Source organism: Salinicola sp. CR57 (assembly GCF_003206585.1).
GTDB lineage: Bacteria > Pseudomonadota > Gammaproteobacteria > Pseudomonadales > Halomonadaceae > Salinicola > Salinicola lusitanus.
Genome location: NZ_PZJL01000005.1, coordinates 275177 through 295978, shown reverse-complemented (window position 1 = coordinate 295978; position 20802 = coordinate 275177). Strand labels below are relative to the sequence as shown.

At 64.5% G+C, this 20802-nt stretch carries 18 protein-coding genes; 8 read left to right on the top strand and 10 right to left on the bottom strand.

The window, feature by feature from the left end; genetic code table 11:
• Positions 1-76: 76 nt before the first annotated feature.
• Both DOM56_RS07975 and DOM56_RS07970 read left to right on the top strand, forming a co-directional pair.
• Positions 77-817 carry an SDR family oxidoreductase gene (locus DOM56_RS07975; RefSeq protein ID WP_110708280.1) on the top strand — a complete coding sequence of 247 codons (741 nt, stop codon included), beginning with the start codon at positions 77-79 and terminating at the stop codon, positions 815-817.
• Between the two features lie 292 nt (positions 818-1109).
• Positions 1110-1541, top strand: coding sequence for a DNA polymerase III subunit chi (locus DOM56_RS07970; protein ID WP_110708279.1), 432 nt, complete (start codon positions 1110-1112; stop codon positions 1539-1541).
• 38 nt (positions 1542-1579) lie between these two features.
• On the opposite strand, the gene DOM56_RS07965 is transcribed toward DOM56_RS07970, so the two are convergent.
• A complete protein-coding gene (locus tag DOM56_RS07965; RefSeq protein ID WP_110598545.1) occupies positions 1580-3217 on the bottom strand; it encodes a methyl-accepting chemotaxis protein in 1638 nt (545 codons plus the stop codon).
• 270 nt (positions 3218-3487) lie between these two features.
• Here DOM56_RS07965 and DOM56_RS07960 point away from each other — a divergent pair, with 270 nt between their 5' ends.
• The 3 genes from DOM56_RS07960 to DOM56_RS07950 all read left to right on the top strand — a co-directional run bounded on the left by DOM56_RS07960 (position 3488) and on the right by DOM56_RS07950 (position 7949).
• Positions 3488-6343 carry a valine--tRNA ligase gene (locus DOM56_RS07960; protein ID WP_110708278.1) on the top strand — a complete coding sequence of 952 codons (2856 nt, stop codon included), beginning with the start codon at positions 3488-3490 and terminating at the stop codon, positions 6341-6343.
• 165 nt (positions 6344-6508) lie between these two features.
• Complete coding sequence (locus DOM56_RS07955) at positions 6509-7219, top strand: phosphatase PAP2 family protein (RefSeq protein ID WP_157958184.1); 711 nt, start codon at positions 6509-6511, stop codon at positions 7217-7219.
• A 13-nt stretch (positions 7220-7232) separates the two neighbouring features.
• Positions 7233-7949, top strand: coding sequence for a phosphatase PAP2 family protein (locus DOM56_RS07950; RefSeq protein WP_232822226.1), 717 nt, complete (start codon positions 7233-7235; stop codon positions 7947-7949).
• Between the two features lie 62 nt (positions 7950-8011).
• Here the strand turns inward: DOM56_RS07950 and DOM56_RS07945 are convergent, their stop codons facing one another.
• A complete protein-coding gene (locus DOM56_RS07945; RefSeq protein WP_157958183.1) occupies positions 8012-9064 on the bottom strand; it encodes a GGDEF domain-containing protein in 1053 nt (350 codons plus the stop codon).
• 373 nt (positions 9065-9437) lie between these two features.
• Here DOM56_RS07945 and DOM56_RS07940 point away from each other — a divergent pair, with 373 nt between their 5' ends.
• Entirely contained in the window at positions 9438-9839 is a 402-nt protein-coding gene (locus tag DOM56_RS07940) for a DoxX family protein (RefSeq protein ID WP_110598549.1), read from the top strand.
• A 9-nt stretch (positions 9840-9848) separates the two neighbouring features.
• Here the strand turns inward: DOM56_RS07940 and DOM56_RS07935 are convergent, their stop codons facing one another.
• The 3 genes from DOM56_RS07935 to DOM56_RS07925 form a co-directional block, all read right to left on the bottom strand.
• Complete coding sequence (locus DOM56_RS07935) at positions 9849-10535, bottom strand: uracil-DNA glycosylase family protein (protein ID WP_110708276.1); 687 nt, start codon at positions 10533-10535, stop codon at positions 9849-9851.
• A 64-nt stretch (positions 10536-10599) separates the two neighbouring features.
• A complete protein-coding gene (locus DOM56_RS07930; RefSeq protein WP_110708275.1) occupies positions 10600-11073 on the bottom strand; it encodes a TspO/MBR family protein in 474 nt (157 codons plus the stop codon).
• Between the two features lie 4 nt (positions 11074-11077).
• A complete protein-coding gene (locus tag DOM56_RS07925) occupies positions 11078-11518 on the bottom strand; it encodes a VOC family protein (RefSeq protein WP_110598552.1) in 441 nt (146 codons plus the stop codon).
• 173 nt (positions 11519-11691) lie between these two features.
• On the opposite strand from DOM56_RS07925, the gene DOM56_RS07920 reads away from it, so the two are divergent.
• Positions 11692-12717, top strand: a complete 1026-nt coding sequence (locus DOM56_RS07920; RefSeq protein ID WP_110598553.1) for a metal-dependent hydrolase — start codon at positions 11692-11694, stop codon at positions 12715-12717.
• A gap of 65 nt (positions 12718-12782) precedes the next feature.
• On the opposite strand, the gene DOM56_RS07915 is transcribed toward DOM56_RS07920, so the two are convergent.
• From DOM56_RS07915 to metE, 3 genes are all read right to left on the bottom strand, one after another.
• On the bottom strand, positions 12783-13391 hold the full coding sequence (locus DOM56_RS07915; RefSeq protein ID WP_110598554.1) for an NAD(P)H-dependent oxidoreductase: 609 nt from the start codon (positions 13389-13391) through the stop codon (positions 12783-12785).
• A gap of 161 nt (positions 13392-13552) precedes the next feature.
• The gene (locus tag DOM56_RS07910; protein WP_110708274.1) at positions 13553-14341 is read right to left on the bottom strand and encodes a C-type lysozyme, inhibitor; all 789 of its coding nucleotides are present in this window, start codon (positions 14339-14341) and stop codon (positions 13553-13555) included.
• A gap of 340 nt (positions 14342-14681) precedes the next feature.
• Positions 14682-16970 (bottom strand): 5-methyltetrahydropteroyltriglutamate--homocysteine S-methyltransferase, encoded by a 2289-nt coding sequence (gene metE / locus DOM56_RS07905; protein ID WP_110708273.1) that lies wholly within the window; start codon positions 16968-16970, stop codon positions 14682-14684.
• Between the two features lie 125 nt (positions 16971-17095).
• Between metE and DOM56_RS07900 the strand changes: the two genes are divergently transcribed.
• Positions 17096-18025, top strand: coding sequence for a LysR family transcriptional regulator (locus DOM56_RS07900; RefSeq protein ID WP_110598557.1), 930 nt, complete (start codon positions 17096-17098; stop codon positions 18023-18025).
• 48 nt (positions 18026-18073) lie between these two features.
• On the opposite strand, the gene DOM56_RS07895 is transcribed toward DOM56_RS07900, so the two are convergent.
• Both DOM56_RS07895 and DOM56_RS07890 read right to left on the bottom strand, forming a co-directional pair.
• Positions 18074-19711 (bottom strand): ATP-binding protein, encoded by a 1638-nt coding sequence (locus DOM56_RS07895; RefSeq protein WP_110708272.1) that lies wholly within the window; start codon positions 19709-19711, stop codon positions 18074-18076.
• Between the two features lie 283 nt (positions 19712-19994).
• A complete protein-coding gene (locus DOM56_RS07890) occupies positions 19995-20714 on the bottom strand; it encodes a response regulator transcription factor (RefSeq protein WP_110598559.1) in 720 nt (239 codons plus the stop codon).
• Positions 20715-20802 lie beyond the last annotated feature (88 nt).

Below are 20802 nucleotides of genomic sequence, written 5' to 3'. Positions count from 1 at the left end.
GGTCCCGAAACGACCGCCCTCCGGCGGTCGCTTCGTCTGGAGAGCCTCGACGCCCATTGATGAAAAGGATGATGCAATGAAACCCGTGATGATCATCACCGGTGCCGGCCGCGGCATTGGCGCCGCTACCGCGATCATGGCCGCCCAGAAAGGCTACGCCGTGGCCGTGAACTATCGCAGCGACAAGGCTTCCGCCGACAAGGTGGTCGCCGAGATCGAATCCGATGGCGGCCGCGCCATCGCAGTTCAGGCCGACGTGGTCGACGAAGCCGCCATCGTCGCCATGTTCGAGACGGTCGATCGTGAGCTGGGCCGGGTCGACGTACTGATCAACAACGCCGGCGTGGTCGACCAGATCAGCCGCGTCGACGAGATGAGCTTCGAGCGTGTCGACCGGATGATGAAGATCAACGTGGTCGGGCCCTTCGTCTGTGCCCGCGAGGCGATCAAGCGCATGTCCACCCGCCACGGCGGCAACGGTGGTGCGATCATCAACGTCGGCTCCGCCGCCTCGCACCTCGGCGGTGCCGGCGAGTACGTCGACTACGCCGCCTCCAAGGGCGCCATCGACACCATGACCGAAGGCCTGGCCAAGGAGGTCGCCGGCGAGGGCATCCGCGTCAATACCGTGCGCCCCGGGGTGATCCGCACCACCATTCACGCCAGCGGCGGCAACCCGGACAAGCCCGATGTCGCCGGTGAGGTGATCCCGATGGGCCGGATCGGCGAGCCGGAAGAGATTGCCAACGCGGTGCTGTGGCTGGCCGAGGCCGGGTTCACGACCGGGGCGCTGGTCGACGTCGACGGCGGCGTCTAGGAGAGGTCGGGCCTGCGCGAGCGATTGGCTTTGTTGCACGCCGCGTGCGGGCCTCGCCCAACCCCCTGTTATGTCTCGTTCCTCACGCGCCGCGCGCCTAGCCACTCATCTCGCTCGGCGCCGATTCAGGTAACATTGGTAACTTGCAACCTGGGCTCGTAGCTCGTAGCTCGTAGCTCGTAGCTCGTAGCTCGTAGCTCGTAGCTCGTAGCTCGTAGCTCAGATTGTCTTTCTTCCCGCTTCCAGGCGCGAAGCGCCGCTCTTACCGCTTACAGCTCCCCGAAGGCGATTTATGACCAAGGTCGATTTCTACATCCTGCCAGATACCACGCTGGAAGCCCGGCTGACCTTCGCCTGTCGACTGGCGGAGACGATCTATCGCAAGGGTTACCAGTTGCACATCCACACCCAGAACGAAGCCATGGCTCGCGAGCTCGACGAGCTGTTGTGGACGTTCCGCGAGGATAGCTATGTCCCGCACCGGGTCGCGGGAGATGAGATGGACCCTGCCCCACCGGTCACCATCGGCTGGGAAACCGTGCCGGAACCGGGCGTGCAGGCGATGCTCAATCTGAACGACGAGATCCCCGAGTGGTTCTCGCGGCTGGAGCGCGTCGCCGAGATCATCAACCAGCATCAGGACGTGCTGCGCACCAAGCGCGCCTGCTGGAAGACCTACAAGGATCGGGGGTACCGGGTCAAGGCGCACAAGCTGGGGCAGTGAGCCCCAGCCTGGCGCCGGCCTCACGAAGAGGATGTGATCTACAGCTTGAAGATCCGAATCGCCTCGCGCAGTGCTACCGATCGCTCCCGCAGGGCATCCGCCATGCTCGAGGTCTGCTCGACCAGCGCGGCGTTCTGCTGAGTGGTCTGGTCTAGCTGGGATACGGCGTCGTTGATCTGCTCGATACCACCGGTCTGCTCCAGTGCCGCATTGGCGATCTGGTCGAACAGCGTGTCGATCTCGCGGATCTGGCCGTCGATTTCCTGCATCTGCGCCTTGGCATCGTTGACTCGCGTCGCGCCGGTGGCCACCTGCGCGCTGGAGGTCTCGATCAACCGCTTGATATCCTGCGCGGCCGTCGCCGAGCGGTTGGCCAGCTGCCTCACCTCACCGGCCACCACCGCGAAACCGCGTCCATGCTCACCGGCACGAGCCGCCTCGACCGACGCATTCAGTGCCAGGATGTTGGTCTGGAATGCGATGTTGTCGATCAGGCCGATGATCTCGGTGATCTGACTGGCGCCTTGGCGGATCTCCTGCATCGACTCCACCGCGCCGAGAATCGCCCGCTGGCCGGTCTGCGAGGTCTCTCCGGTCAGCTCTACCAGCGCACGGGCACGCTTGGCGTTATCAGCGCTGTGACGGGTCGTCGCGGTCATCTCCTCCATGCTGGTCGAGGTCTGCTGGAGCGCCGCGGCCTGCTCCTCGGTGCGCGATGCCAGCTCCTGATTGCCGGCCGCGATCTCCTCGGCGCCCTGGCCAACGTCCAGACTCGACGCCTGGATATTCCCCACGGCCGCTCGCAGGCGATCCCGCATGCGCTGGATATCTCCCAGCAGGCTGTGCGCGTACCGACGATCCAACGCGATATCGACACCCAGATCGCCTCCGGCGATACGCTCCACCACGCCGGCGGTGTAGGCCGGCTCGCCACCGAGACGGCGCAGCACCCGAGCGATCATGAACCAGAAAGCGATCGTCACCAGAGCGCCGGCAACGAGGCTGACGAGTGCCGAACGCAGCAGTTGCGCCATGACATGAGCGTCGACGTCGCCCATGAAGACACCACTGGCCGCGTAGACGCCCCAGGGTTTGAAGGCTTCCACGAACGAGTGAACGCGTGGCTGCGCCGACGCGCCACGGGCGAAGTTGGAGCGATAGTCGACGAAGCCCTGACCGCTGGCCCGCGCCGCCTGGATCATATCGACGAAGATCAGCTTGCCGGTGGGGTCCGTCGCCTTGGACACGTCCTGGCCCTGCTCACGCTTGGGATGGGCACGGATATGCAGATCGTCACCGAAGACGTAGATGTAGTTGTCACCGCCCTCGAATCGGATCTCCCGAATGGCGTCGAACGCCTGCGCCTGTGCCTCGGCGTCACTGATCTCGCCGCGTTCGACGCGCTGCCGGTAATGCGCCATCAATGACACCGACATCTCCACTGCGGTCATCATGCGCTTCTCGCGCTCCTCGATCAGCGCACTACGCATCTGCAACGCATTGGTGACCAGCATCGCGATCAGGATCAGCCATAGTACGGCGATGCCGATCCATCGCTGCCGGCGCAGCGACACGCCCCTTCGCGTCGTGCCATCGGCCGGCGGTGCGACGTCACTCCTGCCCGCCTCTCGTTCGATGCCGCCCGCTGCAGCCTGATATTCCGTTGCCTGGTTCATGTACTATCGAATGCTCCCTGTCATCTATCCAGCCATCACATACGACTAAAGTCGTATGACGAAGCGGCTTTATCGTCCCGAGAGCAGGGAGATTGAGTTTTGTTGCTAAATAAAGCGGCTCCCTGACGCCACCCTTGCTCAAGCGTTATAATCCCCGCCATTTTCGCGACGCCACGCCTCGATCCAGCTCCGGGATCCTGCAATCCCGGCCCGGGAGCCGAGGCGCGGCGACTGCCATCGACACCGATTGCCGAGCCCGATATAGCCGCCATGGACAAGACCTACCAACCCGATCAGATCGAAACCCGCTGGTACGAGAGCTGGGAAACCAACAACCGTTTCGCCCCGAGCGGTCAGGGCGAGCCGTTCTCGATCATGATCCCGCCGCCCAACGTGACCGGCAGCCTGCACATGGGCCACGCCTTCCAGGACACGATCATGGACACGCTGGTGCGCTGGAAGCGCATGCGCGGCAACAACACCCTGTGGCAGGTGGGAACGGATCACGCCGGCATCGCCACCCAGATGCTGGTGGAGCGCAAGCTGGCCGCGGAGACCGGTCAGTCGCGTCACGACCTGGGGCGCGAGGCGTTCATCGACAAGATCTGGGAATGGAAGGAAGAGTCCGGCGGCCATATCACCCGCCAGTTGCGCCGCATGGGCGCGAGCGTCGACTGGAGCCGCGAACGCTTCACCATGGACGACGGCTTCTACAAGGCGGTGCAGGAGGTCTTCGTCAAGCTGTTCGACGAGGGCCTGATCTATCGCGGCAAGCGCCTGGTCAACTGGGACCCGACCCTGCATACCGCCATCTCCGATCTGGAGGTGGAGAACCGCGAGCAGCAGGGCCAGTTCTGGCACTTCCGCTATCCGCTGGCCGACGGCGTCACCACCGCCGACGGCAGGGACTACCTGGTCGTCGCCACCACCCGTCCGGAGACGCTGCTGGGTGACACCGGCGTGGCGGTCAATCCGGAAGATCCGCGCTATGCGTCGCTGATCGGCAAGTTCATCGAACTGCCGCTGGTCGGCCGCCGCATCCCGGTGATCGCCGACGAGCACGCGGACATGGAGAAGGGTTCGGGCTGCGTCAAGATCACCCCGGCCCACGACTTCAACGACTACGAGGTCGGCAAGCGCCACGATCACGCGCTGATCAACGTCTTCTCGCAGGACGCGACCATTCTCGAACGCGCCGAGGCGTTCGACCTGCAAGGACGTCCGCTGCCGGACGTCGACGTCACGCTGCCTGCCGCCTACGCGGGGCTGGATCGCTACGTCGCACGAGAGCGCATCGTCGCCGACATGGAAGCCGCCGGGCTGCTCGAGCAGATCGAGACGGTCACCAACACCCTGCCCTACGGCGACCGTTCCGGCGATGTGATCGAGCCGCTGCTGACGGACCAGTGGTTCGTCGCCGTCGAGAAGCTGGCCAAGCCGGCCATCGAAGCGGTGGAGAACGGCGACATCGAGTTCGTGCCCAAGAACTACGAGAACATGTACTTCGCCTGGATGCGCGACCTGCAGGACTGGTGCATCTCCCGCCAGCTGTGGTGGGGCCACCGCATTCCCGCCTGGTACGACGCCGAGGGCAATATCTTCGTCGCCCGCACCGAGCAGGAGGCCCGCGAGAAGTACGCCATCGCCGACGGGGTGACCCTGACCCAGGACGACGATGTGCTCGACACCTGGTTCAGTTCCGGGCTGTGGACCTTCGGCACCCTGGGCTGGCCCGAGAAGACGCCGGAGCTCGAGACCTTCCACTCCACCAGCGTGCTGGTGACCGGCTTCGACATCATCTTCTTCTGGGTCGCCCGGATGATCATGCTGACCGGCCACTTTACCGGCCAGGTGCCGTTCAAGACCGTCTATGTCCACGGCCTGGTGCGCGACAGCCAGGGCCAGAAGATGTCCAAGTCCAAGGGCAACGTGCTCGATCCCATCGATCTGATCGACGGCATCGACCTCGAGACACTGGTGGCCAAGCGCACCGGCAACATGATGCAGCCGCAGAAGGCTCGCGCCATCGAGAAGGCCACCCGAGCCGAATTCCCGGAGGGCATCGAGGCCCACGGCACCGATGCCCTGCGCTACACCTTCCTGTCGCTGGCCACCACCGGTCGCGACATCAAGTTCGACATGGGCCGCCTCGACGGCTACCGCAACTTCTGCAACAAGCTGTGGAACGCCTCCCGTTACGTACTGATGAACGCCGAGGACCAGGATGTCGGCCTCGGCGGCGAGAGCGTGGCGCTGTCGCTGGCGGATCGCTGGATCATCTCCCGTCTGCAGCAGACCGAAGCGCAGGTCACCAGAGCGCTGGAGGAGTATCGTTTCGACCATGCCTCCCAGGCGCTCTACGACTTCGTCTGGAACGAGTACTGCGACTGGTACCTGGAGCTCTCCAAGCCGGTACTGTGGGACGAGAACGCCTCGGCGGAGGCCAAGCGCGGCACCCGCCGCACCCTGGTTCGCGTGCTCGAGGTGATTCTGCGCCTGGCGCATCCGATGATGCCGTTCATCAGCGAGGAGATCTGGCAGCGCGTGGCGCCCCTCGCGGGCACGGCATCCGCCACGGAGTCGACGAGCCTGATGATCCAGCCGTGGCCGGAAGCGGACCCCTCGCGCATCGACGAGCAGTCCATTCGCGATATCGAATGGCTCAAGGGCGTGATCGTCGCGGTGCGCAACATCCGCGCCGAGATGAACATCGCCCCCGGCAAGCCGCTGGAGGTGCTGCTGATCAAGGGCGATGCCGGCGACCGCGCGCGTCTCGAGGCCAACCGGCTGTTCCTGGCCAAGCTGGCCAAGCTGGAGAGCGTGACCTGGCTCGACGATCCGGCCGAGGCGCCCCTGTCCGCCACCCAATTGGTGGGCGACATGGAAGTGCTGGTACCGATGGCCGACCTGATCGACAAGGAGGCCGAAATGCAGCGGCTGGCCAAGGAGATCGACAAGCAGGACAAGCTGATCGTCGGTATCGAGAAGAAGCTCGGCAACGAGAGCTTCACCGCCAAGGCACCCGAGGCAGTGGTCGAGAAGGAGCGCGGCAAGCTCAAGGAGTATCTGGCGGCGCGCCAGCACCTGGTCGAGCAGCGCAACAAGATCGCCGAACTCGACGGCTAGGCACGTTCTACCTCGCGCGAGTCAGGCGCCGGCCCTACCCAGGGGCCGGCGTCTTTTCGTTCAGGCCGATGGAAAGAGCGGCGGCGAGTCGAGACCAGTTTAGAAACACTGTTCCTTATGTATGGCTTAAATTATAATGGCGGAAAGTCACACCGAGCCTTCGTCATGGATATTCGCCGAATCCTCTTCTACAACCTGCTCGCCCTCGTGCTGGTCATCAGTTGGTGGCTCCCGACCGTACTGTTCTGGACCCGGCTGGACGACGACGTGTTTTTCTTCTTCAACCAGTTCATAGGCCCCGTCTACCCCCACTGGACGGAACTCCTGGCGGTTCTCAACACCCGCGCGTTCGACAAGATCCTGTTCGGCGTGTTGCTGGGGATTCTGTGCTTGGCCATGCTTCGCGACCGCAACGGCGGGTGGCCGAAGTGGCTGGCCATTGGCCTGGTCATGTCCGCCGTTGCCGCGACGCTCGGTGCGCTATTGCACGAGCACCTGCTGATGGTGCGCCCCAGCCCGACGTTGTGGCACGGCCAGGTCAACCTCCTGAGCGATTACACCTCGCTCCACGCCAAGGATTCGGCATCCGACAGCTTCCCGAGCGATCACGGGCTGATGGCGATGGTCTTCGCCAGCTTCATGCTGCGCTTCGCCGACCGGCTGACGGCAGCGCTGGCCGTCACCCTGACGGGCCTGGTCACGCTGCCGCGAATCATGGTCGGCGCGCACTGGGTAAGCGATGTCTACCTGGGATCGCTGGCGATCGCCCTGGTGGTCCTGCCCTGGGTACTTTGCAACGCCTGGATCGTGCGGCTGATCAGCGGCATGGCAGCGGCATTCGACACCCTCTATCGGCGCCTTCACCCGAGCCACTAACAAGGAGTTGGTCATGACACCGACGCGGATAGATCTCAAACGCATCATCGCCTTCAACCTGACCGGCCTCGTGCTGCTGCTGAGTTGGGCACTACCCCACGGGCTACCCTGGACCGACCTGGACGACAAAATCTTCTGGGCTTTCAACCAGTGGATCACTCCCGAGAACGGACTCTGGAACGATACGCTGGCGCTGCTCAACACGCGCTTCTTCGATGCCGCGTCGTTCGGCGTCATGGGCGTACTGTTTGCCATCGCCATGCGCCGCGATCCGCGACCCGACCGGGTGCGTCACTGGTTCGGCATCGGCGTGACGATGCTGCTGACCGCCGGCATCATTGCGGTGGTCACCAACAAGGCGATCACCTACGGGCATCCCAGCCCGACACGCTTCTTCGAACATGCCGCCCACCTGACGGATATCGTCTCGATCCCCACCAAGGATTCGGCATCGAACAGTTTCCCCGGCGACCATGGGCTGATGTTGATGATCTTCGCCGGATTCATGCTGCGCTTTGCCGATCGCCGCACGGCCGGCTGGAGCGTGGCCTTCGTGATGCTGCTGAGCGCACCCAGGATCATGGTCGGCGCGCACTGGTTCAGCGATGTCTACATGGGCGCGCTCAGCATCGCGCTGCTCGCTCTGCCCTGGGTCCTGTGCACGCCGGTGGCGACCAGCGTGACGACGCTCGTCCAGCGCGGGCTGTCACGCCTGCCACTGCCCCACTGACCGCACACCGGCTCGAGGTTGTAACGAAGCGCTTCCCTCCGGCGCTGCGGCGGCGATTCCCTTCAGACGCGGTCCGTCTCCAGCGCCCGCTCGACCCCCTGGGCGAGGCGCTGCGAGTTTCGCGACGTCGCGGCGCCGGCATGCCCCTCGGCCACCACTTGATCTCGCCCGGCGGACTTGGCGGCATAGAGTCGCCGATCGGCCAGTTCGATCAGTTCCCGCAGATGCAGGGCCTCGTCGGCAGTGGCGATTCCCATCGATAGCGTGACCGGCAGCTCGATACTGTCGAGTCGGCAGGGATTGCGCGCCAGTCGATTGCGCATGCGCGTGGCGGCTTCGATGCCCTGGCGCTTGCCGGCACCGGGCAACAGGATCAGGAACTCCTCCCCGCCGACCCGCCCGACGCTGTCGTCACTGCGCAGCGTCTCCCGCAGCAGGGTGGCCAAATGGCGCAGAACGGCGTCGCCGGCAGAGTGTCCATGGTTATCGTTGATCTCCTTGAAGCGGTCGGCATCCACCAGCACCAAGGCAAACTCGCGATGGGTCTTCCAGTAGAGGGAAGCCCGTTCGAAGATCGCACGCCGATTGAGCACCCGCGTCAGCGAGTCATGCATGGCGTCACGCCGATAGCGATGCTCGTGGTAGTCGGTGATCGCCAGCATGCGCAGAATCACGATGCATAGCATGGTGAAGACCAGCCCCAGACCCAGTTCGGCAAGAAACATGTCGATGCCGGAAGCCTGACGGGGTGCGCCAGGCAACGGGGGCAGATGGAGGACACCAAGAGAAAACGTGACGAGGCAGCCGGTCGCGATGATCTTGGTGCGACGACGAAGGTCGGCAAGCATCATTTCGACTTCGGCAAACAGGAGAAAGTAGATCAGACTGGCCTGGTTGGCGGTGACGACGGCACCGACAATGACGAAAACGAGAAACGCGCCCAGCTTGACCGCCAGCGCGGTCGCCACGAACAGACGACGATGCAGCACCAGTGCCACCACGTAACCGGCAAGACAGGCCAGATTGAGCCAACCGAGGACCGGGCGGCCGACGAGAAACAGCACAGGCGCGATCATCGACTGCGCACAGAGTGCCAGCAGATAGATCTCGGCCATGATCTCGAAACTTCTCCGACGCTCCGCCGGGAGGGAATCGGGCGCTTCGGTGCATTTCCGCCAAAGGGAGAAGAACTGGCTCCGCATTTACGACTCGTTGTTGTGTTTGGGTAGGACCCTTCTACGAGCACTTCGCTCGGGCCAGCGCCAGAAAAAACCCCGGCCCGGCGGGCCGATGCTCCCCCCTCACCGAAGAATCGGCACAAGTATCACCGTTTTCGACGACAGAGGACATTGTCAGAATCGCCATCGCCAACGTAGTCCATCGCTTACAAAAAGATACCAATATCCCCGCGCCACGAATCCAGCGCAAGTTCTGTTAGCCTATGCGCGCCAATAAGGCACTGGAACCTTGGACAATACGGAACTCCCTATGCGCTTCCTGCAAAACGATGATCTGGGCAAGCTTCTGCTGCGCCTGTGCGTTGGCGTCCTGATACTGCTGCATGGCATCAGCAAGCTGATGGATCCGACCAGTCTCAACGGGATTGCCCATCAGCTATCGGGCATGGGCCTCCCCTCCTTCGTCGCCTACGGCGTTCTGGTCGGCGAGATCGTCGCCCCGCTGATGGCGATCGTCGGCTGGCAAGCGCGGATTGGCGGGTTGCTGATGGCGGTCAACATGATCGTGGCACTGATACTGGTCCACATGTCGCAACTGTGGACGCTCAATAGCCAGGGGGGATGGACGCTGGAGCTGCAGGGCATGTTCCTGTTCGGCGCCCTGGCGATCATGTTCCTGGGGAGTGGGCGTATGGCGGCCCGCCCGGACTAGCCAAGCCGGTCAGGCCCCGAGCGCCGACAGCCGCCGGTCCAGCAGCTCGGGAAAGCGCTTGAACCAGCGCTGGTTGAGCGGCGAGGGGTGCGGAAGCGGTGCGAGGGTGAAGTGGCGGGTTCCGCCGGTCGGTAGCGTCAGCGCCGTGACACAGGTCGCGGTAAAACGATCCTCGCGGGCCCAGAAAGCCTCCAGCCCATCGCGCACCTCGCGCGACTGGCCGATACCGAACCACAGGAAGGCTTCCCGTCCGAGCGTGATCACCTGATCGCCGGACCACTGCTGCGCCAGCAGTGCCGCTATCAGCGGCTGGAAGCGCCGCTTCACCGCCATTGGCCAGGCCTTGTTGCCCAGCGGCTTGTAGGGGACGGTATTGATCCAGAACAGATCCTCCCCTACCTCCAGCGAGGATTCGAAATCCGGCAACGCTCGTCCGTGACGATGTCGATAGAGCGCATCGCGAACCTTCTGCCCGCCGGCGCCGACGAACGGCTGCCCCATCTCGACCTCTTTCCTGCCGGGATCGCGGCCGAAGATGGCCAGCTTGGCTTCTCTGGGCCCCAAACCGACGATCGGCGCCAGAGGGTCGCGGTCGTAGTGGTGATAGACCTCTCGATCCAGCCGCTCGAGCCCGGCCGCCTCGCGGCGCATCGCGGCCTCGATATCGGCAGGCAGCTGTCGTGTCGGCTGGGTCATGGTGACGGCTCCAGGGGTCTGTCGAGATAACGCCGATCGATGGCGGCCACGGGACGGCGCGATATCAGTCCCATGGCGCGTTGAGTATCAGTACGCCCGCGTTGAGATAGGCGGCGAAGCTCACCCATATCAAATAGGGCACCAGCAAGCCGGCCGCGAAGCGTGAATGGCGCGAGAACGTCACGATCGTCCATACGAGCAGCCCCCACAACAGCAGCAGGTCGAGCAGACCGATCAGCGTCCAGTGGGCGGCGAAAAACAGCCACGACCACACACCGTTGGCGACCAGTTGCAGCACGAACGGTGCCAAGGCGGACCAACGTCCACCCTGGGGTACCGCCAGCGTCACTTTCGTCGCCGCGACCGCCATCATCAGGTAGAGCAGCGTCCAGGCCATCGGAAACAGCCAATCCGGTGGCGTCAGGGGCGGCTTGGCCAGCGCCGCATACCACTCGCCGGGTGGGGCGAGGATGCCGCTGCTGGCAGCGATCGCCACCAGCAGCAGCCAGCCGAGAAAGATACGCGTCGAGCGATTCACGGCGTCACCAGCTACCGGTGTTTTCCATCGAAGCCCACGGCTCCTTCGGTGCCTGCGCCTCGCCCTTCTGGAGCAGTTCGATCGAAATGCCGTCGGGAGAGCGCACGAAAGCCATGTGTCCGTCCCGCGGCGGCCGATTGATGGTCACGCCACCCGCCTGCAGCTTTTCGCAGAGGGCGTAGATATCGTCGACCCGATAGGCCAGGTGGCCGAAATTGCGACCGCCGGTGTAGGTTTCCGGATCCCAGTTGTAGGTCAGCTCGACCATCGGCGACTGCTCGGCCTTGGCGCGTGGCGTGTCATTCGGCGTGGCCAGGAAAACCAGTGTGAAACGCCCCTTCTCGCTCTCCTTGCGTGACACCTCCTGCAGGCCCAGCAAGTCGCAATAGAAGTGCAGCGACGCGTCGAGATCGGCGACGCGAACCATCGTATGCAGGTATTCCATGGATTTGTTCCTGATTCGTCAGTGAGTTGGACCATCCCATGGTAGACCACCGCCGTCGATCGGTGAATGACGCCTCGCTGGTTACGTTCGAGTCGACGCGGCGGCCAACCTCGCACACACTGCGACGTTCGGCAGATGCCGTCACTCTCGACCGCCCATGATAGGGACATCGTATGGACTCCGTTACCCAAGCCTGCCTGGGCGCCGCCATCGGCGGCGTGGTCATGCCTCGACTCGGCCGGCGTGCGCTGCTGATCGGGGCCGCCCTCGGCACCCTGCCGGACCTCGACGTGCTGATCGATTATGGCGACGCCGTTGCCGACTACACCCGGCATCGCGGCTTCAGTCACTCACTGATCGTGCTGACCGGCATCGCGACGCTTTTCGCCGGGCTCGCCGCACGCTGGTCGCGCACGCGCGAGATCGCCTCCTTCCAGCACTGGTGGTGGCTGTTCACCCTCTGCCTGACGACGCATCCGTTGCTCGATGCCTTCACGACCTATGGCACCCAGCTGCTGTGGCCGCTGCCGCTGCGACCGATCAGTTGGCATACCCTGTTCATCATCGATCCGCTCTACACGCTTCCCCTGCTGATCGGGGTGATCGTGTTCGCCATACGTCCCAGCACCCAACGGCTGCTGGCCGCGATGCTGGGGCTGTCATGCCTCTACATCGGTTTCAGCCTGGCGGCCCAGGCGTTCGTCGAGCAACGGCTCGCGCCTCTCCTGGCCCAACGGGGCATGAGCGGCGACCCCATCCTGGTTCAGCCAGCCCCCCTGACCACCCTGCTCTGGCGCGTCACCGTCATCCATGACGGCGCGGCCTACGAAGGTTGGGTCAGCCTGCTGGACGGCGATGCCCCGCCGACGCTGGCACCCTGGCCACTGGGGGATGAATGGCGACGGGCTGCGCAGCGGACTCGGGATGGCCAGCGCCTCGCCTGGTTCAGCGGCTCGTTCCTGCGTTACGAAACCCGCCGCGAGGCGGGCAGAGAGAGGCTCCTGGCCACCGACATTCGCCTGGGCGTGCCGGGTGCCCACCCGTTCACCTTCTCGATTGCCGAGCGCGGGGATGACGGCCAGTGGCAGCCCGTGACCAGCGAGCGCGTGGGTTCGGCCCGTCCGGACCGGGCCGTCATGCAGCGGCTGCTGGCGCGAATCACCTCGCCCCAGGTCGAGCCGATCACCGCGCCCGACTGAAACGAGAGCCGCCCGCTACATCGGTAGCGGGCGGCTCGGGTCGACGCTGGAACGAGGTCCGACGATCAGAAATGCGAGTCGACGTAGTGGCCGATCGCCTGCTTGGCTTCGGTCAGGGATTGATGCTTGCGATCGTCGCCCATGTTAAGGCCTTCGGCGTAGATGGCGTCGACCTCCTTGATGCCGATCAGGCCCAGCATGTGCCTGAGGTGTGGCGTTTGCGAGTCCATCTCGGTGCCGGCGTACATGCCCCCACGGGCGGCCAGAATCAGCGCCGACTTGCCCTCCAGCAGCCCCACCGGGCCGTTGGCGGTGTACTGGAAGGTCTTGCCAGCGCGCAGGATACGATCGAACCATGACTTGAGCTGACTCGGAATGCCCAGATTGTAGAGCGGCACCGCCAGCACCAGCACATCGCAGGCATCGACCTCGGACAGCAGTTCGTCGGATACCTGGGCCAGTTGCCGCTGCTCGTCACTGCGCTCGGAGGGATCGGTCATCCAGCTCGTCATTTCGGCACCGGTCAGGTGGGGCAGCGGCTGCTCGACCACGTTGCGCTCGGTCAACTCGACGTCCCGCCCCTGCAAGGCGGCCTTGAACGATGCCGCCAGCGCTCGGGACTGGCCAGCCTCGCCGAAGAGGGAACTGGTGATGAGAAGAACACGTCGTGTCATGAAGCCGTCTCCATTATTGAAGTCACACCCAATCAAGATGCCGTCGATGAGCGGCAAGCGTTGCAGGGATTATTCGTTGCACTTCATGAAATGAAAACCGCTAAAAATAGCATCAACCTTTCGACAATTTCGTTCGTTCTCACATTCATGGCGCTGGTCGCTCAGCGGCTGGCTTCCACGCCCTGCCCGCAGCCCTGGAACTCGCGAGCCCCGTAGCGCAGCGTCACCTTGACCGGCCACGGCTGGCCACTCATGTCATCGAAGCAGGCGCCGGCGCGAAGATCGAGTTCCATGGGATATCGGCCGCTGTCGCTGACCAGCACCATGCGCGCATCGCCTCCGTTCTTCACCGAGGCGACCCGGTAGTCGAACGTATCGGTAGCCTGGCCATAATCGGACACCAGCGTCAGCGAATGGCTGTTGCGATCCAGCGAGACGTTCCAGCCGGGCTCGTTGCCGCTGGCGTAGAAGATGGTGTCGGGATGCGCCTTGCGCGTCGTCGTCTGGCGCTCGCTGGCCAGCGTGCAGACCAGCCGGCCGTTATCGCTCTCGACCCGGGCATCACGCCCCTGGCGCCAGAACGACACCCCGCCGAGCTGGTAGCGGGAGCCGGCGCCCACCACGGCGCTCGGCAGTTCGGTCTCCCCCAGCGCGGTCCACAACCGCAGTCGCCGATCATCGGGCGTGGTGGTGACCAGATCCTGGGATGGGGTACAGCGCCAGGCGGTGAACGTCTCGCCACCGTCGGCGAAGAAGGCACTCGGCATCAGCGGCGACTTGAGCGCAGCCAGGCCCGCCGACGGCGCGGTGGACTTCACCCCCTGCTGAGCGCCACCGGCACAGGCCGTGAGCAGCAGCGACGCGGCCGACAGGGCCAGCCAGCGAAACGATGGGCGATAACGACGGATGAGGGCGCGGCGGTCTTTGCCAGCCTGGAGCGCATTGGGCATGAGCAAGGTTCCCGAGAGATGTCTGGACAGGAAGAGAGTGTTTACCAAAGGGCTGCGCTCGACAATGCGGCGTTGAAATTGACCTCACCGAACTTCAGTTCAGAACGTCCCTAGGACGGCCCGAAGGGCGAGCGGTGCGAGTCAAATACTCATTTACGCCCGGTAAATTCCGCTTTCTCGTCCAATTTCGCCTTGCCTTGTCTTCGCTCGCCTGTTTTGTGAACACCCTCTGATAGCCGTCATAAAAAAGCGCCGCGGGATCGCCCCGCGGCGCAACGTTCAGCCTAACATGCCAGGCGCGCTGGCGGGCCAAACCATGAACCCGTTCATCGCGCGACGCTCATGCGTAGCGCTTGCGCAGCTCGCGGGCCGCTTCGACCATGTTGGCCAGCGCGGGCTCCACTTCCGCCCAGCCGCGCGTCTTGAGACCGCAGTCCGGATTGACCCAGAGTCGCTCGGGCGCAATCTTCTCCGCAGCCTTGGTCATCAGGTCGACCATCCAGGCGCGCTCGGGGATGTTCGGCGAGTGAATGTCGTAGACGCCGGGCCCGATCTCGTTGGGGTAGTCGAAGTCCTGGAACGCATCCAGCAGCTCCATGTCCGAACGCGAGGTCTCGACGGTGATGACGTCGGCATCCATGGCCGCGATGGCGCCGATGATGTCGTTGAACTCGGCGTAGCACATGTGGGTGTGGATCTGGGTCTCGTCGGCGGCGACGGCAGCGCTCAACTGGAAGCACTCCACCGCCCAGTCGAGATACGCCTGCCACTCGGCCTGGCGCAGCGGCAGACCCTCCCGCAGTGCAGGCTCGTCGATCTGAATGATCGCGATACCCGCGCGCTCGAGGTCGGCGACCTCATCGCGCAGGGCCAGCGCGATCTGCCGGCAGGTCTCGGCGCGCGGCTGGTCGTCGCGCACGAACGACCACTGCAGAATGGTGACCGGTCCGGTCAGCATGCCCTTCATCGGCTTGTCGGTGAGCGACTGGGCATACTGGCTCCAGCGCACCGTCATCGCCGCTGGCCGCTCCACGTCGCCGAAGATCACCGGCGGCTTGACGCAGCGTGAACCGTAGCTCTGCACCCAGCCGTTCTGGGTGAAGGCAAAGCCATCGAGCTGCTCGCCGAAGTACTCGACCATGTCGTTACGCTCGGCCTCGCCGTGTACCGGCACATCGAGCCCGAGCTGCGCCTGGCGCTCGACGACCATTGCAATCTCCTCCCGCATGCGGGCTTCGTAATCGGCCAGGTCGAGGATCCCCTTCTTGAAGTCGCGGCGTGCCGCGCGGATCTCCTGGGTCTGCGGGAAGGACCCGATCGACGTGGTCGGGAACAGCGGCAGGGCGAGACGCTCCCGCTGCGCGCTGGCGCGTACCGCGTAGACGTTGCCACGGCGCGTGTCGGCAGCGCTCACCTTGGCTAGACGCTCGGCGACCCGAGGCTTGTGGATGCGCCGCGACGCTCGGCGCGCCGCCAGGGCCTGGCTGGCCTCATCCACCCGCTGGCGATCCGTCGCCGTCTCGGTGCCATCGAGCACGTGGGCGAGCGTCACCACCTCGCCGAGCTTCTGCCGCGCGAAGGCCAGCCAGCTCTTCAGCTCGGGATCGAGTCCGGTTTCGTTGTCCAGGTCGACGGGGACGTGAAGCAGCGAGCAACTCGGCGCCAGCCACAGGCGGTCGCCCAGGCGAGCCTTGGCGTCCGCGAGCTCGCCGGCGAGTCGGGTGAGATCGGCACGCCAGATGTTGCGGCCATCGATGGCGCCTACCGAGAGCACCTTGTCGGATGGCAGCCTGTCGAGCACCGCGCTCAGCTGCTGCGGCGCCCGCACCACATCCACGTGCAGCCCCTCGACCGGCAGCGCGACGGCCAGCCCCAGATTGTCGCCGAGCCCGCCGAAGTAGCTTGCCACCAGCAGCTTGACCGGTGTCGACTGGAGCGTGGCGTAAGCCGATTCGAAGGCGCGCTGCCAGTCGCTGGGCAAGTCCTGCACCAGCGCCGGCTCGTCGAGTTGCACCCATTCGACGCCTGCGCTCGCGAGGCGACCCAGAATGTCGCTATAGGTCGCGACGAGCTCGTCGAGGAGCGAGAGACGTTCGAGCCCGTCGCTCTTGGCCTTGGCCAGCCACAGCCAGGTCACCGGGCCGGTCAGCGCCACCTTGACGGGATGGCCTTCGGCCCGGGCTTCCGCGACCTCGTCGAATAGCCGCTCGCTGGCAATGCAAAACGTCTGTCCCTGGTATAGCTCCGGCACCAGATAGTGGTAGTTGGTATCGAAATACTTCGTCATCTCGCAAGCCGCTGCCGGCTCGCCGCTGGGCGCGCGGCCACGTGCCATCCGAAAGCTGGTGTCGAGATCGACCTCGCCGCCGGTGCGACCGAAGCGCGGCGGAACGGCGCCGATCATCACCGAGACGTTGAGCACCTGGTCGTAAAAGGCGAAGTCCCCCACCGTCACCAGGTCCAGGCCTGCATCGACCTGATCCTGCCAGTGCGTTTTGCGAAGGCGCGTACCTTCCCGCTCGAGTCCATCGCGGTCGAGTTCGCCTTTCCAGTAGGCTTCGACGGCTTTCTTCAGTTCGCGATGGGCACCGATTCTCGGGTAGCCCAGGGTATGCACCGGCGTGGTCATGTGTAGGGTCTCTCAGAGTTAGCGGTTAGAATGGTGAAGATGATGGCTTGGCGGGCAGTGTCCCCGGCGATATATCCTGAATCAAACGCGTTTATCTAATCCTCAACGTGAGCAGAATTCATAGCATGCTCGAACTTCGCCACCTCCGCACGCTGATCGCCCTGCGCGATACCGGTTCCCTGGTCGAGGCGGCGGAGCGCGTCCACCTGACCCAATCGGCGCTGTCCCACCAGATCAAGGATCTGGAGTCGCGTCTCGGCATGCCGCTGTTCACGCGCAAGACACGTCCGGTGTCGTTCACGCGCGCCGGGGAGCGCCTGCTGACACTGGCCGAACAGGTTCTGCCTCAGTTGCGTCTGGCGGAGCGGGACCTGGCTCGGCTGGCGGGACACGAACAAGGGCGCCTGCACATGGCGATCGAGTGCCACAGCTGCTTTCAGTGGCTGATGCCGACGGTCGACCACTTTCGCAATCACTGGCCGGAAGTCGAGGTCGACATCCCCAGCGGCCAGAATTTCGACCTGCTGCCCGGCCTGACCCGCGAAGTTCTCGATCTGGTCATCACCGACAATCCCGAGCCGCTGCCGGGCGTGCACTACGAACCGCTGTTCCGCTACGAAGGCTTGCTGGCAGTGGCCAAGCAGCACGCCCTGGCGACCCGAAGCTGGGTCGAGCCATCGGACTTGATCGAGGAGACGCTGATCGTCTACCCGGTGGACCACTCCCGGCTGGACGTCTTCACCCAGTTTCTGGACCCGGTCAGCGTGCGGCCGAAGGAGATCCGCAGTGCGGAGCTGACGGTGATGATGATGCAGCTGGTAGCCAGCGGGCGCGGCGTCTGCGCCCTGCCCAACTGGGCACTGACCGAGTATCTGGAGCGCGACTACGTCAAGGCGCTGCCGCTGGGCAAGGAAGGGGTATGGAGCACGCTGTATGCGGCGATCCGGGAGGAGAATCTGGCGCTACCGTGGATGGAGGACTTCATTCGTACCGCCAGAGACACGTCGTTCGCGGTACTGAACGGGATCAAGCCGGCGGGCGCGGAGCCCACCTGAGCCACGAACCACGGTGCGGACGCCGAAGCGCGTGCCGGCGCTGGCTCGTCAGGACGACTCCTCCTCGTCGAAGTTCAGCGGGTGAATCGCCTCCCGCCCATGGAGCGGTAGCAGCAAGCTGAACCGGGCGCCCCCCAGGCTGGCACTGCGATCGACCACGACATTGCCACCGTGCCAGGCCATGATCTTCTGCACGATGGAGAGCCCCAGCCCGTAGCCGCCGGAGCGGCGGGTGCGGCTGTCGTCCAGCCGGGCGAATGGCTTGAAGATGGCAATCCGCTTCTCTTCCGGCACCCCCGGACCATCGTCCTCGACATCGATCCGGACAGCCCTCGGCTCGCGGTGGATCGTCACCATGACCCGGGATTCGGCATGGCGGCAGGCATTGGCGACCAGATTCTGTACCGCGCGCTGCAGGTAGCGCGGCTCCGCTTCCACCTCGAGCTCCTCGCCATCGACGACGCCGAGTTCGAGGTGCGGATGCAGCGGGCTCAGCGTATCCAGCACTCGCCAGGCAACCGCCCGACACTCCATGCTCTCCGTCTTGAGCGTGACGCCTTGCGCGTTCTCGCTGTCGAGCTTGGCGTAGGTGAGGATCTCGTCGATCAGCCGGTCGAGCTCGGAAATGTCCTCGTCGATTCCCGCCAGCTGGCGCTGGGCGCTTTCATCCTTGCTGAGATCCTCGAGCATCTGGACCGCGAAGCGAATGCGGGCCACCGGCGTGCGCAACTCGTGGGAAACGGCACGGATCATCTCCTGCTGGCTGCGCAGCAGCGACTGGACCTGGGCGGCCATGCCATTGAGCGCCATGCCCAGGCGACCGACGAAGTCGTTGCTGTCGACCCGCACCCGCGAGTTGAGATGCCCGGCGGCAATCCTCGTCGCGGCGCGCTCCAGCCGCCCCACGCGCCCTTCGACACTCCAGACGATGAGATAGATGGCTCCCGCCAGGGTCAAGAGCACCATGATCAGCAGCGCCAGCGCCAGCGACAGCGGCATCGATTCGAAACTGGGCAGTGGACCGATTCGCAACCAGCGATCCGGGCCGACTCGGGCGTGGATATAGAGCGCGCTGAGGCCCGTTTCGAGACGCACCACCACCTCGCCGGCGTCGAGGCGCGTCGCCTGGATGGGGTCGACATCCGTCGGTGGCGCGGTGTAGAGACCGAGTGGCACGTGGAACTGCTGTTTGACCCGCTCGAAGCGTCGAGCCTGGATCTCGTCCGTCTCGCCGCTCAGCCAGCTCCGCAGCACCTCGGTGATGCCGCGCAGCTGCATCTCGTTGAGGCTGTTGATGCGCGCCGCCAGCACCCACTGGGAGTGCGGCAACTGGTAGAGAGAGCGCCAGCCCTTGTCGGTCGACTCGATGACGGGGCGGTTCTCGCGCAAGCGCGCCCGCTCGAAGTAGTTGAGCGAAAGCTCGTCGAGCTTGAACAGCCCCAACGGCATGCCCAGTGTCGATGCCATCGATGCCAGCCAGTCATTCCGCTGCGCCAACGGTTGGCGAGAGACGAGATCGGAAAGCAGCGCCAGCGGACCGCTGACGAGGTTCTCCCGATAATGTTCCTGGCGCACCTTGTCGACCATCAGGAAACCGAGCAGCACCAGCGCGAAGGTGATGACCAACGCCGCCAGCAACGACACGTAGAACCGAAAGAATGTGCTGTCGGTAAAGGAACGACGCATGTTGAATCTCGCGCGGCAATCGGCTTCGTGGATGGCCAGAAGGCTAGTTTCGCCCGTCTCCGCGAGGAGACGGGGGCCTGCTGCAGGAGGCGATCGATGTCCGCCGTGCGGCACCCGTGGCCCCGCGCTCGGCCGGCGTCGCGACGACTCGCCTATCGCCCCTGCCTGGCGTGGCCGGCCGAGCGACGGTAGTCGTGATCGCGAAGCTACTGACCGCAACAGCCCGGCAACCTGCCGGTTTCACGGCCCAGGAGAACCGAGCGGACACCGTGATCGGTTCGCTTCAGCTATCCCTGACGAATAGATACCCCTTGCTCCGCACGGTCTTGATGCGATGGGGGTGGTTGGGGTCGTCACCGATCTTGGGACGAATACGCGAGACGCGCACGTCGATGGAGCGATCCTGTCCATCGTATTTGATGCCGCGCAGCTGGGAAAATATCTCTTCCCGGGTCAGCACGCGGCCGGCGTTATCGGCCAGCAGCCAGAGGAGGTCGAACTCGGCGCTGGTGAGATCGACCCGCTCCTCCTCCAGCCAGGCTTCGCGAGTGGCGCTGTCGATGACCAGGTTGTCGAAGGTCAGGCGGGTCGCTCCACTGGAGGAGACCAGGCTGTCGGCGCGGCGCATCAGTGCTCTCATGCGCGCCAGCAGGACCCTGGGCTGAACCGGCTTGGGCACGTAGTCGTCGGCGCCCATCTCCAGGCCGAGGACCTGATCCATGTCGTCGGTGCGCGCGGTCAGCATCAGGATGGGGCCGGCATAGTGCGGTCGCGCCCGCCGGCAGATGGACAGGCCATCCTCGCCGGGCAGCATCAGATCGAGGATCACCATGTCCGGCTGCTCCTCGACGATACGTTCCACGCCGTGCGCGCCATCATGCTCCAGCCCGACCTGGAACCCGTTGGCCTCCAGATACTCACGCGTCAGATGTGCCAGACGCTCGTCGTCTTCGATGATCAATACGCGATCTTGATGTGCAGTGCTGTCCAAGCTGTCATCCATCCCTTTGAGTTGGCCTCGAAACCCTGCATACCGATATTCATTTATTATGTGGCGGCTCACGGCAATCACGATTCACGCAACTGCATTA